At 31.2% G+C, this 16,971-nt stretch carries 18 protein-coding genes; 7 read left to right on the top strand and 11 right to left on the bottom strand.

Annotated features, from left to right (window positions below; translation table 11 throughout):
• Nucleotides 1-143: 143 nt before the first annotated feature.
• Nucleotides 144-731, bottom strand: coding sequence for an HAD family hydrolase (locus tag V9L04_RS16715; protein ID WP_338791007.1), 588 nt, complete (start codon nt 729-731; stop codon nt 144-146).
• A 283-nt stretch (nt 732-1,014) separates the two neighbouring features.
• On the opposite strand from V9L04_RS16715, the gene V9L04_RS16710 reads away from it, so the two are divergent.
• On the top strand, nt 1,015-2,388 hold the full coding sequence (locus tag V9L04_RS16710; RefSeq protein WP_338791006.1) for an NAD-dependent succinate-semialdehyde dehydrogenase: 1,374 nt from the start codon (nt 1,015-1,017) through the stop codon (nt 2,386-2,388).
• A gap of 151 nt (nt 2,389-2,539) precedes the next feature.
• Here V9L04_RS16710 and ruvC read toward each other — a convergent pair whose 3' ends face one another.
• Nucleotides 2,540-3,094: a crossover junction endodeoxyribonuclease RuvC gene (gene ruvC, locus V9L04_RS16705; protein WP_338791005.1), complete on the bottom strand. Its 555-nt coding sequence runs from the start codon at nt 3,092-3,094 to the stop codon at nt 2,540-2,542.
• A 96-nt stretch (nt 3,095-3,190) separates the two neighbouring features.
• Between ruvC and V9L04_RS16700 the strand changes: the two genes are divergently transcribed.
• Entirely contained in the window at nt 3,191-4,213 is a 1,023-nt protein-coding gene (locus tag V9L04_RS16700; protein ID WP_338791004.1) for a hypothetical protein, read from the top strand.
• Nucleotides 4,214-4,217: 4 nt separating this feature from the next.
• On the opposite strand, the gene V9L04_RS16695 is transcribed toward V9L04_RS16700, so the two are convergent.
• The 5 genes from V9L04_RS16695 to V9L04_RS16675 all read right to left on the bottom strand — a co-directional run bounded on the left by V9L04_RS16695 (nt 4,218) and on the right by V9L04_RS16675 (nt 7,067).
• On the bottom strand, nt 4,218-4,946 hold the full coding sequence (locus V9L04_RS16695; protein ID WP_338791003.1) for a phytanoyl-CoA dioxygenase family protein: 729 nt from the start codon (nt 4,944-4,946) through the stop codon (nt 4,218-4,220).
• Nucleotides 4,947-5,471 carry a shikimate kinase gene (locus tag V9L04_RS16690; RefSeq protein ID WP_338791002.1) on the bottom strand — a complete coding sequence of 175 codons (525 nt, stop codon included), beginning with the start codon at nt 5,469-5,471 and terminating at the stop codon, nt 4,947-4,949.
• An 84-nt stretch (nt 5,472-5,555) separates the two neighbouring features.
• The gene (locus V9L04_RS16685) at nt 5,556-5,981 is read right to left on the bottom strand and encodes a hypothetical protein (RefSeq protein WP_338791001.1); all 426 of its coding nucleotides are present in this window, start codon (nt 5,979-5,981) and stop codon (nt 5,556-5,558) included.
• A 140-nt stretch (nt 5,982-6,121) separates the two neighbouring features.
• Entirely contained in the window at nt 6,122-6,250 is a 129-nt protein-coding gene (locus tag V9L04_RS16680; RefSeq protein ID WP_338791000.1) for a hypothetical protein, read from the bottom strand.
• A 259-nt stretch (nt 6,251-6,509) separates the two neighbouring features.
• Nucleotides 6,510-7,067: a cob(I)yrinic acid a,c-diamide adenosyltransferase gene (locus V9L04_RS16675; protein ID WP_338790999.1), complete on the bottom strand. Its 558-nt coding sequence runs from the start codon at nt 7,065-7,067 to the stop codon at nt 6,510-6,512.
• Between the two features lie 352 nt (nt 7,068-7,419).
• Between V9L04_RS16675 and V9L04_RS16670 the strand changes: the two genes are divergently transcribed.
• Nucleotides 7,420-8,097 (top strand): hypothetical protein, encoded by a 678-nt coding sequence (locus V9L04_RS16670; protein ID WP_338790998.1) that lies wholly within the window; start codon nt 7,420-7,422, stop codon nt 8,095-8,097.
• 125 nt (nt 8,098-8,222) lie between these two features.
• Here the strand turns inward: V9L04_RS16670 and V9L04_RS16665 are convergent, their stop codons facing one another.
• The 3 genes from V9L04_RS16665 to V9L04_RS16655 all read right to left on the bottom strand — a co-directional run bounded on the left by V9L04_RS16665 (nt 8,223) and on the right by V9L04_RS16655 (nt 10,427).
• Nucleotides 8,223-9,569, bottom strand: a complete 1,347-nt coding sequence (locus tag V9L04_RS16665; protein ID WP_338790997.1) for a hypothetical protein — start codon at nt 9,567-9,569, stop codon at nt 8,223-8,225.
• A 466-nt stretch (nt 9,570-10,035) separates the two neighbouring features.
• Nucleotides 10,036-10,194 (bottom strand): hypothetical protein, encoded by a 159-nt coding sequence (locus tag V9L04_RS16660; RefSeq protein WP_338790996.1) that lies wholly within the window; start codon nt 10,192-10,194, stop codon nt 10,036-10,038.
• 38 nt (nt 10,195-10,232) lie between these two features.
• Complete coding sequence (locus V9L04_RS16655) at nt 10,233-10,427, bottom strand: hypothetical protein (RefSeq protein WP_338790995.1); 195 nt, start codon at nt 10,425-10,427, stop codon at nt 10,233-10,235.
• Nucleotides 10,428-10,625: 198 nt separating this feature from the next.
• Between V9L04_RS16655 and ade the strand changes: the two genes are divergently transcribed.
• From ade to V9L04_RS16635, 4 genes are all read left to right on the top strand, one after another.
• Complete coding sequence (ade, locus tag V9L04_RS16650) at nt 10,626-12,329, top strand: adenine deaminase (protein ID WP_338790994.1); 1,704 nt, start codon at nt 10,626-10,628, stop codon at nt 12,327-12,329.
• A 58-nt stretch (nt 12,330-12,387) separates the two neighbouring features.
• Nucleotides 12,388-12,762: a GxxExxY protein gene (locus V9L04_RS16645; protein ID WP_338790993.1), complete on the top strand. Its 375-nt coding sequence runs from the start codon at nt 12,388-12,390 to the stop codon at nt 12,760-12,762.
• Nucleotides 12,763-12,817: 55 nt separating this feature from the next.
• Nucleotides 12,818-13,897: a mannose-1-phosphate guanylyltransferase gene (locus tag V9L04_RS16640; RefSeq protein ID WP_338790992.1), complete on the top strand. Its 1,080-nt coding sequence runs from the start codon at nt 12,818-12,820 to the stop codon at nt 13,895-13,897.
• 247 nt (nt 13,898-14,144) lie between these two features.
• Nucleotides 14,145-15,086 carry a hypothetical protein gene (locus tag V9L04_RS16635; RefSeq protein ID WP_338790991.1) on the top strand — a complete coding sequence of 314 codons (942 nt, stop codon included), beginning with the start codon at nt 14,145-14,147 and terminating at the stop codon, nt 15,084-15,086.
• 322 nt (nt 15,087-15,408) lie between these two features.
• On the opposite strand, the gene V9L04_RS16630 is transcribed toward V9L04_RS16635, so the two are convergent.
• A complete protein-coding gene (locus V9L04_RS16630; protein WP_338790990.1) occupies nt 15,409-16,941 on the bottom strand; it encodes a GH3 auxin-responsive promoter family protein in 1,533 nt (510 codons plus the stop codon).
• Between the last annotated feature and the right edge of the window lie 30 nt (nt 16,942-16,971).

Below are 16,971 nucleotides of genomic sequence, written 5' to 3'. Positions count from 1 at the left end.
ACTTAAAAAAACTAAACACTAAGTATTTATTTTCATTTTCCATTTCAATAAGGTTTTGTTAGTAAACTCAATTATGGATTAATCAACTATTATTATTTAAAAAAATTACACGTTAAAAATATTTTTTAAAACTCATCATTTATTCATTTCTTCCAACCTCTCTTTTCAATTCTTCTAATGCTCATTTTATCCTTTAAAGTTAGTAAGTAATCAGCAAGTAAAAGTAGCTCATTGTCATCTTCCTCTCCTCTATATTCTTTGGGATAAATTACATTACCATAATTTTCTTTTGCTTTATGAGGTGTATCATCGACAATCAAGATACGTTCTAATTTATAACCTTTTTTCTTGAGTTTTTTTAGAGGTTTGACAAAATGATAATGCGAACTATCAGAAGCCGAATAATCTTGATAATCATCAAAAATAGCATTAAAATTTCTTTTGTAAGTACATCGACTTCTAGCCCAAACAAATTCTAGTTCTATATCTTTTGGAATAATCTTTTTAGCAATTTCTTCTACATATTCATCGTCAGCAGAAGACCAAAGTGCAATTAGAAAATGGTCTTTTATTCTCTCAAAAAATTCTTTCAAATAAGGTCTTTGATAAATAAAATAATTAAAAACTGTAAAATCAAAAGGTCTATCTAATTTTTGTGTAGAACCAAAAACCAATGTTTCGTCTATATCAAGAATGAGAAGGGTTTTATTTGAATTTTTGTGAGTCATCATGATTGGAAAGTTTTGAGTAAAATAGAAACAGAACAATAAATTTGATTGCAAAAGTTCTGAGCTACTTTTAATTTTTCAAAAATATCTAAACCTTTTAAGAGTATTATAGATTTTATATGAAAATTTTATAGACTAAAATCAGCACACTGTTTCAAAAGTTTTATTATATATTGTTGTGGATTCAGTTCTGAGGAGTTGAACGCACAAAAGATATTGTAAATCCTCTGTACTGTACTAAAATTAGTCATTTTTTCAACTTTATTTTTAAAAAAAGAATCCAATTATGCCAGATAAAAGTAAAAATACAGTCCAAACAATAAATCCAGCCACAAACGAAGTCTTAAAAACTTATACACTTCTTTCTGAATCTGAAATTACAGAAAAGCTACAGAATTCTGAAGATGCTTTTCAAGATTGGAAAAAAACAGGTTTTGCTGAGCGTTCTGAATTATTTCGCAAACTTTCTCTTCTCTTGAAGGAAAAAGAACAAGAATTGGCTACTCTTATGACAAAAGAAATGGGAAAACCAATTACTCAAGCTAAATCAGAAGTCGAAAAATGTGCTTGGCTTTGTGATTTTTATGCAGAAAAAGCAGAAGAATTTTTAGCTCCTGTTGCCAAAAAATCAGATGGTTCAGAGGCTTATGTACGTTATGATCCACTCGGTGTTATTTTGGCTGTGATGCCTTGGAATTTTCCATTTTGGCAAGTATTTCGTTTTGCTGTTCCTTCGCTTATGGCTGGAAATGTAGGGGTTTTGAAACATTCTTCAAATTCTTTTGGCTGTGGAGAAGCAATGGAATCTCTTTTTTTAGAAGCAGGTTTTCCTAAAAATGTATTTCAAAATTTCTTAATTAGTGGAAAGCAAGTCAAACAAGTTTTGGAAAACAACCATGTAAAAGCAGCTACACTTACAGGAAGTGAAGGGGCAGGTTCGTCAGTTGCTGAAATTGCAGGAAAGAATATCAAAAAGACAGTTTTAGAATTGGGAGGAAGTGACCCTTTTATTGTCTTAGCTGATGCAGATATAAAAACGGCTGCCAAAACGGCTGTAAAAGCACGTACTCAAAACTCAGGACAAAGTTGTATTGCTGCTAAGCGTTTTATTATTGTCAAAGAAGTTTATGAGGAGTTTGTAGAAGAGTTCAAAAATGAAATGGCAACACTAAAAATGGGCGACCCAATGGATGAAAACACAGATGTAGGTTGCCAAGCGAGAGAAGATTTAGCAAAAGAATTAGCAGAACAAGTACAGAAATCAGTAGAGAAAGGTGCAAAGATAATTTTGGGAGGAAAGAGAGACAAAGCTTTCTATGAACCTACCATTTTAGTAGATGTAAAAGAAGGAATGCCAGCTTTTGATGATGAACTTTTTGGACCTATTGCTTCTGTAATAAAGGCAGAAAATGAAACCCATGCGATAGAGCTTGCCAATGATTCAGAATTTGGATTAGGTTCTTCTCTTTGGACAAAAGACATGAAAAAAGCTACAAAAATAGCTTCTCAAATAGAATCAGGAAGTGTGTTTATCAATGGCATGGTAAAATCTGATCCTCGTTTGCCTTTTGGAGGAATCAAAAAATCAGGTTATGGAAGAGAATTAGCTACAAATGGCATTCACGAATTTGTAAACATAAAAACAGTTTGGATAGCGTAGTCAGTTATCAGTGAACAGTTACCAGTAATCAGTTAAATACAGGATGGCTTTATCATTTCTGAATTGCCATTTTGTATTTACTTCTGACTTATAATTTCATACTTTCAACTTCATTTTATTACTTCTGACCTCTAACCTCAGACTTCTAAATTTATTTCACTCTATCAGGATTTTCTTCTAAGAAAGCAGACCACGAGGTACTTTTTGGAAGTAGTGCATTTTGCTGAAAATAATGACAAACAGCTACACCAACGGCATCAGTAGCATCTAAGAGGTCTGGAATTTCATCAAAAGAAAGTAACGTTTGCAACATACTAGCAACTTGTTCTTTTGATGCAGTTCCTTTTCCTGTAACAGCTTGTTTTACTTTTCGGGGAGCATATTCTTCTACCGAAACGCCACGAGAAAGTGCAGCAGCCATACAAACACCCTGCGCTCTACCTAATTTGAGCATAGACTGAACATTTTTACCAAAAAAAGGAGCTTCTAAAGCCATTTGTTGAGGTCTGAACTCTTCAATTATTGTACTTACTCTATCATAAATTTTTTGTAGTCTTACATAATGATCTTTCCACTGTGCTAACTTTATGACTCCAAACTGAATCAAATACATTTTATCGTCTTTAATTCCTAAAACACCATATCCTAAAACAACAGTTCCAGGGTCTATTCCTAATATAATTTGATCAAAAGAAGTTGGTTTCATAAAGTAGATAACACTTTCTAAGTGTGATTTTTGAATGTAAATTAAAAGTAGTGCGTTTTTTGTGCGTTGATTGATTTCTACTTTCAAAATTATTTAATGAAAAAAAATACTCAAAAGAATCTTCTAAAATTCTTCAATATTGTATTGATGGCTTTAGCTTGGTTTTATTTATATTCTCAAATCAAAAATCATCAATCTTTTTTTTCACAAATAACCGATTTATGGAACGAATTGCAAAAAAATAGAGCAACTTTGTTTATTATTTTTGTGTTAATGTTAATAAATTGGATTTTAGAGGCTAAAAAATGGCAAATTCTGACAAAATCATTAGCAAAAATTAATTTACTTCAATCTTTAGAAAGTGTTTGGATAGGTTTATCACTAGCCACTTTTTTACCATTAGGAAACTTTCTAGGACGAGCAAAAAATCTACCGAAGAAAAATCGTTTTGACTCGGCTGGTGCTTTGGTTATAAATGGAGGTTTGCAGTTTTGGGTTACTATGCTGGGAGGTATTTTTGGAATAAGTCAGTTTTTTGAGTTAGGTAATTATCTTACTTTTTTGTTTTTTGCTTTTTGGATTTTACTTTATTTTGTTGGGTTGTGTTTTTATAATAAATGGTCGTTGGTGAGGACACCAACAACGGCAAATTTAATAGTCGTCGGTGAGGACACCAAAAACGGCAGAGCAAGGAAAAATAAAATTGTCAGACAATTAAAATTCGCAGAGAAAGTTATAATTTGGCTACAAAAAAACCTCTATTTTGCCAGTCAGTATTCTCAAAAAGATATTTTAAAAACTACTTTTTTTGCTTTACTTCGTTATGGTGTTTTTTCGCTTCAAATGATTTTAATTTTCAAGGCTGCCAATTTTTCACTTTCTACTGAAAAAATAATTGTTGGTTCTAGTCTTTTATTTGCAGCAAAATCCGTTTTACCTGTGGGTGGTTTTTTAGTTGGACTTAGCGTAAGAGAAGCAACAGCACTTTATTTTTTTGGTACTTTAGGAGAAGAAAAAGTAGTAACCATTACGTTTTTACTTTGGATTATAAATATTGGCTTGCCTGTTTTGGTAGGTTCGTTTTTGCTTTTGAAGAATGCTAAAAGGAAAAATGAGTAGTGTCTTAGAAATTATCTAAAGTCATTTTTTCTGACCAATTTAGCTCTTTTGGTAATTCTTGATTCGAAAACTCTATGTGAATCACTCTTCTTTTTTTGTCATTTGTTGTTCTTTTCGAACTGTGTAGAAGCAAAGGTTTCATTATCATTATTCCTCCTTTCTCAACATCACAAATTGTTTCTGTTTCTACATACCAATCTATATTTTGAGGCTTGTATATTTTTTTAAGATGAGATTTTGGAATAACTCTCAATGCTCCATTATTCTCGTCCGTTTTATCAAGATGAATACGAATTGTAATTATATTTTCTAGAATCTGTAAAGGAGGCTGAACAGCAAATTGATTTTGTTTGACTGTCCAATAATTGAATTCTTCTAATTCTAGTTTTTCATCTACTGAAATAGTCAAATCTTGATGATAAGGAACATACCAATTCGAATTTTGGGGTTTGTCAAAGTAAATACTCTTTATTACAAAAAAATCGTTTCCTCCTAATTCTTGAAGAATTGATTTGAGTTTTTTTGTAAAAATCAAATTACTAACTTCTGGACTTTCCTTTAAAAACTGACGAATAGCAAATAAATCTACTGATTTTCTGACTGTACTTCTTGATGTATCTATTTTATCAATAAAAGCCGTTATTTTTTCTATTTCATCAGAGGAGTAAATAGTTGGAAGAACTGTAAATCCATTCTCCGAGAGTTCTTTTATATATGTTTTTGTATTTTCCATTCAACTATTTTCTTCCAGTTTTTCTAAAAACTCTTCAAAGTCATTATTTTTTATCTCAAAATGAGCTTGTCCATAAAACTCTTTTCTGTCTTCCCATTTTTGAGAAATTAATTTATACAGCTTTTCAAAAGAATCAGCTTCTTTGAAAAGTGGACGATTATCTTGCTGTTTTCGTTGTGTTTCAAAAGTTCGTTTTGCCAAAATTTCTATTTCTGTATTTAGAAAACAAACAATTCCATGTTGTTTCATTTGTTCCAAATTATCAAAGAAACAAGGTGTTCCTCCACCTGTAGAAACAATCGTCTTATCTAAATTAAAGGTCGTTTGAAGAGCTTTTTTTTCTTCTTGTCTGAAAAAACTTTCTCCTTTCTTTTCAAAGATTTGTGGAATGGTAGCATTATTTCTGTATTCTATCAAAGAATCTAAATCTAAAAATGTGTAGCCTAGTTTTTCTGCGATGATTTTTCCGAAGGTAGATTTGCCAGAAGCTGGCATTCCAATCAAATAAATAAGAAAGTTTTTCATTTTAGCATTTTTATTATTGGTGTCGCTATGCTAAAATACCAACAATGGAGAATAAGTGTTTTTTATAAAAACTATCAACTGTATTTACTGATTACTGGTAACTGTACTATCTGATGACTGACTACTAATAACTGCCTTATGTCTCATTTCACGAGCTATAATCGAATCTTGAAGCTGCTGAACTACCTGTCTATGTAATTTAGATTCCTTCTGAGATTCTTTTAAAAGTTCTTTTTGCCTATCTGTTTCTAACATCTGAAAAAATGCAAGTCCTCCCAACACTAAAATTACTCCCAAGGAAACAACAGCTACCAAACGCATTTTTTTACTTGTCTTTTTTACTTTTTGTTCTGTTTGTTCTTGCTTAGTTTTTAATTTTTCTTCTACTTCCGTTTGGACATAATCGTCTAAGGCTTCGGTTTGGATGTTTTCCTCTTCCAGCCATTTTAATAATTTTTCTTCTTTTTTTTCTTTTTCAGAATCAGATAGTGAAATAAGAATACGTTTCATAAGTTTTGATACAGACAATCATTAATTTTTATCAAAAATACAGTAAAAATAATCTATTTGATAAATTTTAAGTACAGATAATCAAAACTAAAAAAAAAGAAGGAGAAATAATAGATTTTTTGTAAAAGCAGAAAAAACAATTATGGATTTTTGATTCTTAATTTTTCACTATTTCGTTTTGCATATTCTGTTAATCCTAATTCTTTTGTATAAATAAGGATAATTATTGGACTATCACTTTTGTAATCCTTCCAAATTAACTGCTTCATTTTCTATTTTCCAATACTGAATATAATACCAAAATAAAAAGTAAGTGGTTAGTAAGACAAAATTAAAGTACTGGATATGGGAAATAGTGTTGTTGGTCAGGACACCAACAATGGCAAAAAAAGTACTTTTTAGTAAAACAATCGCCATTTTCCATGTTCCCACCGACGATTTTACCACCCATGTCCAGTACTATCATAGTCATTATAAAAATCCCTCGCTAATTATCTCTGATTACTTAACTAACCATTAATCACTTTTCTAAACTCTCGGCTTCCAAGCAATTTCATCAGCATTTACTTCGTGAGAAGTCATTCTTGACAAGACAAAAATATAATCTGAAAGACGATTGAGATAACGAATAATTATTTGATCAACTCCTTCTTCCTCTTGATTATTTAATTCAGTACAACGACGTTCTGCCCGTCTACAAACTGTTCTTGCCAAATGACAAAAAGAAACAGCAGGATGTCCACCTGGTAAAATAAAATGAGTCATGGGTGGTAATTCTTCATTCATCACATCAATTGCTACTTCTAAGTCTGTTATGTCAGTTTCATCTATTTGAGGAATGGGAATATGAGAAACTTTTTTTGGGTCAGATGCAAGCAATGAACCAATCGTAAACAAACGATCTTGAATTTCTATCAAAATTTCTTTTCTATGCTCTAGTTCTTTTTGGTCACGAAGCATTCCAATATATGAGTTGAGTTCATCAACAGTTCCATAGGATTCAATTCTAAGATTTGCCTTTGATACTCTTCTACCACTAATGAGTGAAGTTGTTCCTTTGTCGCCTGTTTTAGTGTATATTTTCATTGTGTTAAGTTTTTGTTTTTAGGTTTTATTCAATACCAAATATACACAGACTATGTTTAGTAAAAAATCTAATTTGTCTTGCTTAAATATTTCACTTATCTAAATCAAAAAAAAATTAATACTTATCGAAAATTATTTTACACTATTTAACACTGATTATCAACGCTTTAACTGAAAAAATATGACTATAAGTCATTTTTTAACTTTTAGTCTAAAACTTTATTTAAAAAAAAGTGTTATCATTGCATTCGTTTTGTAGAAACAATTTTTTTATGCCTTAAGGCATTATTTTTTCTATTAAATCAAAAATGAATCATTTTTTATCAATTACTTTTTTAACTCTTTATTAATTATGACAAACAAACTATTTCAATCTCTATTTGTAGCTGCTATTTTATTTTTTGTTGGCACATCTACTTCTTTTGCTCAAGATAACACACCTGAAGAATCAGTAAGCTATGGAGCATTTACATTGTATGGAAATTTTCCTTTAAGTGAAGATTTTAAAGACCAAGCTAAGTTTGGTGGTGGTTTAGGATTTGAAGGAGCATATTATTTTTCTCCTTTGATTGGTTTTGCATACTCTTTAGATGCTCAAGTTAATCCGTATAATAAGGAAGCTAAAGATGTCAGTTTTGGAGGTGTAAACCTTGGAGGCGTTGAAGATGCACAACCTTGGGTATATGGTAACTTGATGGGTGGTATAGAACTTTCTTTTCCTATAACTCCAGTAGTAGCTCCTGAGTTTCGTGCATTAGGAGGTGTAATGATTGCTAGAAGTCCAGAAGTAGAGTATCAGGCTTTAGGTGCTAATATTGCTACAACAGAAGCAACTACTGCAGCAGCTTTTGCTTATTCTATAAGTGGAGGTCTGAAAATTACTAATTACGATAGTGGTAGTGCTTTTCGTGTAGGTGTTCGTTATCTATCTGCTACTCCTAAATTTGATTATGGAAATAATCAAGAACAAAAATTAAATATGTCAAGTGCTCAACTTTACGTTTCTTTTGCTTTTCTTTCAAGAAAATAAATAGAATTCGTAAAATATAAATCACAAAAAAATCTACCTAAATTAAATTTGGGTAGATTTTTTTATGTAGAATTATGTGTAAAGTGTAATTCATTAACAATTTACCCTTCACAATTGACCATTCTTTATAGTGCTGGATAATAACTATCCAAAGTATTTACAATGTCTTTCAAACGAGGAAGGTTTACAGCACGACGAATTCCTGTAACAGCTTCTCCTTTTTTGTTCTTCAAGATGTCAATTTGAGTTTTTACTTTTGCAGGCTCACTACTCAAATTTTGGGAAACTGCTCCTTCTAAAATGACGATTGTATTTCTACTATTTTCATCTATCATAGAAATATATTGTCCATACAGATAATCAAACTCTTTATAAAGATAAATTACGTCTTCAATCTTTTTATTTGCTTCCATAATATGAGGATATTTTGACATTAATTTAGAATAATCAACTTTTCCACCTCTAGCAAATTCGTTTTCTAATTTATCAAAATAAGCTGTCACAGAAGTTTTGTTATATGTTCTAAAAACAGTCAATAGATATTCTCCATTTGTAGCATTACCTTCAGGTTCTTTGAGTTGAACATTAAATTTTAAACCTTTAGCTTGAAGATTTACGTATTCTGTTAATTTATCGTGTAAATTTGTAGTCTGAACCTGATAATTATCAATATTATTTGCAAAACGAGCATTTACTAAATTTAGCTTTGCATAATAAGCTGTATATTTTTCTAGTTCATTTTTAAACTCTTGAACATCACTTTCATCAATATCCTTTCTTTGGGCAGCAATTCCAGATACAAAACCCAAAACAGAAGTAGCAATATTAATAACAGGTGTAGCAGAAGCAATATTGCTCACAACAGGATCTTGCAAAAGCATATTAGCAATATTGAGAATTTTTGAGCCTCCTTTATCTCTTTTACTTATCAGCTTTTTTTCCATAAGCTGCATCACTTTATCATTATACGAAAAACCAAGTGTTTCATCAGCAGGATTATTTAAGCTATTGAGCATTGTACGATAACTTTCTACTTGATTGATTGCATAAAGCGTGTTCAAACGGTCATTAAGAACTTCAAAAAACTCAGCAGAATGAATCAGATTAGTTCTAACCATCTTATAACGAGCTTCATCTGTTAGTTCTACACGACGAGAAACACCTTTTACAATAGCATCATTTTTTTCAACTGTTTCTTTATAAAGACCTAAATCAGAAGAAAGTAAATTAATTTGGGTAGAGCGATTTTTCAGAGAATCTGTAAGAGCCAAAACTTTAATGCTATCTTGTTGGCGTTGATTAGAAAGAGTTTGATAACGACGTACAAAGTCTTGATTTTGTTGTTGGAGTTGGCGTTGTTGCGAACGGAGTTCGTCGATAGCTTTTAAAATTAGGGCAACACTATCTTGTGCAGAAACTGTATAAACCATTCCAAACACAAAAAATAAAAGTAGAGATAGGGATTTTTTCATTATAGAGATTTATGTAGTATATATAATCTAGGCTTTAACCTAAATTATGATTAGAACAATTTTATGAATTTTAACTAAAAGATACAAATAAAATCATTATCCAAAACGAATAAGTATTTTTTTATTAGAAACTTTCAGAAAAAAAGTCTCCCTCTAGTAAAAGAATGGAAGACTAAATCTGTTGTTTTTTGAATTATAAGGGCAGACTGATAAGACTAGAGCAAACTAACAATCTTTTACAGGACAAGGAATTCGTCGACCTCTTTTGAGTTTTTTCTTCTTTAAAGTATGTCCTTTCTGCGAACTACAAGAAGTAGTAGTAATCATCATAAAAGAAGGTAAAATCATAAAATAAAGAAGATAAAGGAATTTTATTTTAAAACATTTTATTTTTTTAAATCTCATTTTTATAGATTTCTGTTTTTTTATAAATTAATCGTAACGTTAAGATGTTATTTCTTATAAATTATCTTTTCTTTTTAGAAGCCTTATAACTTTTATATTTTGGTGTCCAAGCCTGTTTTGGAGCGTGTACACAACTGCTCATAATGGCAGTAGAAAAAATAGTCAATAGACAGATAGCTATTCTTTTTCTTGAAAAAATAGTTTTTTTGATAGAATTCATTTTTTATTGATTTTAATAATAATAATTTGCATTGGTTTTTACCACGCTCTTACTGTTCTCAAACGCTGTTCCTGTTTTGGAGAACGAGGTTGTTTATCTTTCATGTTTTTGCGTTTTGTTGGTGTCCAAGCCTGTTGAGGAGAATGAATACAACCTTGCAATCCAAAAGAAAGAGTAAAAAGTAGAGCTAAAAATAATGCTTTTGAAGTAAATTTTGAGAATATATTTTTCATTTGAATTCTATTTTGAATGACGTTAATTGTTTGATATTAAAATAAATGAAAGTAGCCTTTTAATAAAATGCAAAAAATAATTTTGATAGAATAAGTTATCTTTGAACTTCCAATGACTTATTTTAAGACTTATACAAGCGTAAAATTACACAAAGTTTCTAAAAAAACAGTTTCCTACTTATTTTAATAATCCGTTTTATGATAATACGTACAAATCTCGTAAATATTGCAGAAAAAAGCATTTTCCCTGCACAACTCACGATTAAAGAGGGCAAAATTCATTCCGTAAAAAAACTAGAAAAAACTAAAGATTCAAATAATGAAATAAAAAATTATGCGCTCTGTGGTTTCATAGATTCTCATATTCATATTGAAAGTTCGATGCTTGTTCCTTCTAAGTTTGCAAAAATGGCAGTCGTTCATGGAACAGTTGCAACCGTTTCAGATCCTCACGAAATTGCCAATGTAATGGGAATGGAAGGTGTAGAATTTATGGTAAATGATGGAAACAAAGTTCCCTTTAATTTCTTTTTTGGTGCGCCCTCATGCGTTCCTGCAACAAGTTTTGAAACAGCAGGAGCAACTATTTCGGTAGAAGACATTGAAAAACTAATGAGCCAACCACACATCAAATATTTGTCCGAAATGATGAATTATCCTGCTGCTCTAGCAAGAGACCCTGAAGTAATGGCAAAAATTGCTGCAGCCCAAAAGTACGGAAAACCTACAGATGGACATGCACCAGGATTACGAGGAGAAGAAGCAAAAAAATATATAGAAGCAGGAATTAGTACCGACCACGAGTGTTTTACAGCAGAAGAAGCACTAGATAAGCTACAACATGGAATGAAAATTATTATTAGAGAAGGAAGTGCAGCCAAAAATTTTGATGCTTTGATTGATTTATTACCAGAACATTATGAAAACATGATGTTTTGTTCGGACGACAAACATCCAGACGATCTTATTGAAGGACATATTAATTTACTTGTCAGACGAGCTATAAAGTTAGGCATCGATAAGTTTAAAGTTCTCCAAGCTGCTTGTATCAATCCGATTGAACATTATAACCTTGAAGTTGGACAATTAAGAGAAGGTGATAAAGCAGATTTTATTATTGTAAAAGATTTAGAAAACTTTGAAATTTTAGAAACTTATATCAATGGCGAAAAAGTAGCCGAAAATGGTAAATCATTTATCAAAGATGTAGAAACAAAAGCTATCAATCAGTTTGATGTAAAACCAAAGAAAGCATCTGATTTTGAAATAAAGAGAAGCAAAGTAGTAGGAAATGATACTGCAACAAAAATCCCAGTCATTGAGGCATTGGACGGACAACTAATTACAAATCCTGTTTTTGTAGAAATTGATGATTTGACAGATACTAACGGGAATTTAATTTCAAATATTGAAAAAGATATTTTAAAAATGGCTGTTATCAATCGTTATACTTCTGATGCTCCGATTGCAATTTCTTTTATCAAAAACTTTGGTTTAGAACGTGGTGCAATTGCTTCTTGTGTCGCACATGATTCGCATAATATCGTAGCTGTAGGAGTTACAGATGAAGATTTGATGAAAGCCGTAAACTTAGTAATTAGAGAAAAAGGAGGAGTGTCAGCAACAAGTGGAAAAGAAGATGAAAACGAAAATCAAGTTTTACCTCTTCCAGTTGCAGGAATTATGTCTTTAGAAAATGGTGAACTTGTAGGTAAAAAATACGCTCAAATTGATACATTTGCAAAAACTTTAATGACTAACCCAAAAACTACAAAAAAACTACATGCTCCTTTCATGACACTTTCTTTTATGGCTCTTTTAGTGATTCCATCATTAAAATTAAGTGATAAAGGACTTTTTGATGGAGGAAAATTTGAGTTTGTGAAGGGTTGGGAAGTTTAATTTATAAATACATTTTTAACAACACAGAGATAAGGAGAACCACAGAGAAAATACAATTATGGAAATCAATCAAATTACAAGTAAAATAATTGGCTGCGCTATCGAAGTTCATAAAGATTTAGGAGCTGGTTTACTAGAATCGGCTTATGAAGAATGTTTATTTTATCAGCTCATATCTACAACAAACTTAAAGGTAGAAAGGCAAAAAGCTATTCCACTAATTTATAAACAAGTTGAGATGGAGTGCGCTTTTAGAGCTGATTTCATAATTGAAGACAAAGTGATTGTTGAACTTAAATCTGTTAGTGAAATACATCCAATACACAAAGCTCAATTAAATACATATATGAAACTGACTAATTCTAAGGTAGGATTACTTATTAATTTCAATACGGTTCTACTAAAAAACGGCATTCATAGATGGATAATTTAAAAAATAACTATCTCTGTGTTTCTCTGTAACTCTGTGTTAGACCAAATAAAAAAATATGCAAGATAAAAATACACATCTTATCATTATGGCAGGTGGAATTGGAAGCCGTTTTTGGCCTTTCAGTCGCCGTAATTACCCAAAACAGTTTCAGGATATTTTAGGAACTGGAAAATCACTTTTACAACAGACAGTCAAGCGTTTTGAGCCTGTTTGTAAGCCTGAAAATATGTACATTGTTACCAATCAAGACTACAAAGACTTGGTAAAAGAACAGTTACCTAACTTTTCAGATGAGCAAATTTTATTAGAGCCTTTTTTGCGCAATACTGCACCTTGTATCGCCTATGCTTCTTATAAAATCAAATCCAAAAATCCAGAAGCTAATATTATTGTTACGCCTTCTGACCACGTAATTTTGGATACGTATAGTTTTATTGATAAACTTACTATTGCAATTGATGCAGCTAAGTATAGCGATAAAATTATCACTTTGGGAATCAAACCAACACGCCCAGATACAGGATATGGTTATATCCAGAGTGAAGAGAATCAAAAAGGAAATCTGAAAAAAGTACGTCTGTTTACTGAAAAACCTAATTTAGAAATGGCAAAATCATTTTTAGAAAGTGGTGATTTTGTATGGAATGCAGGTATTTTTATTTGGAATGCACAAACGATTGCACAAGCCTTTGATACTTATTTGAGTGATATTTCGGAAGCCTTTGAAGATATGAAAAGCGATTTTTATACTAAAAATGAAGCTAAATCTTTAGAAAAAGCCTATTCACAATTCCATGGGATTTCGATTGACTATGGAATAATGGAAAAAGCTGATAATGTCTATGTCGTTCAATGTGATTGTGGTTGGTCTGATTTGGGAACGTGGAAATCATTACACGAACAAGCCAAAAAAGATAAAAACAAAAATGTAATTACAGGAGATGTAATGGCTTATGACACCAAAAATTCTATTATCAAAATTTCAAAAGACCGTTTGGCTGTTGTACAAGGATTAGATAATTTTATTGTAGCAGATTACGATGGTGTTCTTTTGGTTTGCCATAAAGACCAAGAACAACGCATCAAAGAATTTTTGGAAACAGTCAAGAAAACAAAGAAGGAAAAGTACACTTAGATAATCAGAAAAGTCAATACTATTCAGCTTTCAAACGCCTAAATTTCAAAGATTTGTTTCTTCTGAAGTTTAGGTTTTTCGTTAAGGGCATAATTTTTTATATTTTTGGTTGTTTTAGAACAGCAAAATACAAAAACCACGGCTGAAAGCTGAATATATAAGTAATCGCTCGGCAACGCCAAGCGATGGCAATCTTATTTTTGATTATAAATATTTATCAACTCAAGAAGCACCATTTACATATAAAATGAAATTAACAACTACACAAAATTTTCATGATGAATTACTTCTTGATATGTGGCTGAATATATCTAAAAGCACAGTTCAAATATTTAAGTACACCTATGAAAACAAACTAAGAGGACATGGAAGTGGAGTTCTATTTCAGTTTGAAGATAACTATTTTATAATTACTGCTTCACATAATTTTATTGAAAAAAATGGATTTGTTGGAGAAGGGATTGATGATTTTTGGGTTGGAGTGGAAAATTTTACAGCTAAAGATTTTAGAGTTGGAGGTTTTAGATCTGAAAGTGTTATCTTTAGTCTTAAGAATCAAAATATGCTTGGAATAGATAAATCAACTTATGAAAGATATAAAATTGATTTAGCTATTATAAAAATCACATCACAAGCTTTGATAGAAAGTCTAAAATCTCATAAATCATTCTTATCTCTTTCAGATATCAGTCATTATCCAAAGCAACGAATACTAGAACAATATAATAAAGGTGAAATAAGTGATTACTATATTTTATATGGTTTTCCTGCATCACAAACTAAGGTAATTACTAATAAATATAATCCAAAAGTTAAAGATGGAGAAAAAATACTTAATGCTAATCCGTATTGTCAAACAGAGTACTTAAAAAATAATGTATCTAAGAAGTTAATTGAAGAAGGATTTACTAATCATATTTTTTTTAGTGAATTCAAAAAAGGCTACGATTTGTTTTCTCACCAACGAAAAAATAAACCCATACAGCGTGGAATGAGTGGATGTGGTTTGTGGGAAATACATATTGATACTAAAGGAAAACCTTGTATAAAGCTAGTAGGTATTTTTACTGAAGTTGAAGAAGGTTTTGGCATTTCAGTAAAATTGCCATTTGCTATCTACTTCATTCGAGAATACTGGGGATTAGAAAAATTACCACACTATGGTATTAAAATCAGATTAGGAAAGTAAATTTATATGTAACTAATAATCTACTACTACTTATTCCATCCTGTAATAGATACTTATGTTTAAAGGTAAAAATAGCAAAGAATAAAAAATAGTAAAATATTAACAATACTTCATATTTTATCTACTACAAACCTAAAGGCTTGGCTCTGCCGAGTGAGCAATATGTATTCGGCTTCCAGCCGTGTATTTGTATTTTGCTGTTCTACAAATAACAAATCTAAGAAATTAGCAATAAAAATATATATCCAAATAAGATTTTTAGACAACTATTGTCAGAGTTATTTTGGATTACCAAAACAACTACTGACAAAGTTTTTATTTTTTACTTCTCCATCACTTCCAAAATCGCATCTACATATTCTCTATCATTCGAAAGACGTGGAACTTTATGCTGTCCTCCTAGTTTTCCTTTTGATTGTAGCCATTTGTAAAACGTATTTGGCTCTGCAAAATGAACGGTTGGCATCACTAAAGCGATATTTGCATGTCTTTTAGCATCATAATCCGAATTTATTTCTCTTAGTTTTTCGTCTAAAGATTCCACAAAAAGAGTTTTGTTTTCTGGCTGTTTTTCAAATTCGATAATCCATTCGTGCCCTCCTTGTTTGTGATTTCCTTCTCCTTCATCTTTTATATAAATCGGTGCTGCTGTATAATCTTTTAGTTTTGCACCTGTTTTTTGACACGCATAGGCAAGGGCAATATCAGCATTTTCTACTACTACTTCTTCCCCAAAAGCATTAATAAAATGTTTTGTTCGTCCTGCAATACGTATTCTAAATGGGCTTAATGACGTAAATTTTACCACATCACCAATATTATATCGCCAAAGCCCCGAATTAGTAGAAATAATCATCGCATATTTTTCATTCAATTTTACGTCTTGCAATGTTATTGTTTTTGGGTTTTCTTTGTCCCATTCTTCCATCGGAATAAATTCATAATAAATTCCATAATCTAAAAGCAATAACAAATCTTCGCTATTTTTTTGGTCTTGTAGCGCAAAAAATCCTTCGGAAGCATTATAAACTTCCATATAATTCATTTGCTCAGAAGGAATAAGTTCTTTGAAAAGCTGACGATAAGGCGTAAAGGAAACTGCGCCGTGAAAAAAGCATTCTAAGTTAGGCCAAACCTCTAAAATTGAGTTTTTGCCTGTAATTTCTAATATTTTCTTAATCAAAAAGAGTGTCCATGTCGGAACGCCCTGAATACTTGTTACATTATCTTTTGAACTAGCTCTTGCCATTGCTTCCATTTTTTCTTCCCAATTTTCCATCAGTGCAATCTCCAAACTAGGCGTTCTGAGATATTCTGCCCAAGAAGGTAAATGGTTCATAATCAGAGCAGAAACATCACCACAATTTTTCTCTCCTGTAACTGGATTGGGCTGCATACTTCCTCCCACTCCCAATCCTTTTCCAGAGAAAAATCCTGTTTCTGGGTTGTTATTTGCATACAGAGCAATCAAATCTTTTCCTGCTGCATAGTGATTTTTGTCTAATCCTTCTTCCGAAACAGGAATATATTTGCTGCGTGCATTGGTCGTTCCAGAAGATTTTGAAAAGCCGATAATCGGTTTGTTCCAAAGCAAATTTTGTTCGCCTTTCAAACTTCTTTCTATGTAGGGGTAAAATTCTTCATAGCTAGAAACAGGAATGCGCTCTGCAAATTGTCCTTGATTTTTGATAGAAAAATAATCGTGTTCTTTTCCCCAAACGGTATCTTTTCCAGATTCAATCAGATACTTAAATACTCTTTCTTGAACCTCAAAAGGGTTCTTTTTGAAATTTTCTATACTCTCCAAACGAGTAGAAAATATCTTTGTTCCTATCCAATTGACAATGTTTTTCATATAATTATATAATTTGAGTAAAAATAGAAC

Source organism: Bernardetia sp. MNP-M8 (genome assembly GCF_037126285.1).
GTDB lineage: Bacteria > Bacteroidota > Bacteroidia > Cytophagales > Bernardetiaceae > Bernardetia.
Note: the sequence above shows the minus strand (reverse complement) of the source record. Positions and strands in the feature narration are given on the sequence as shown.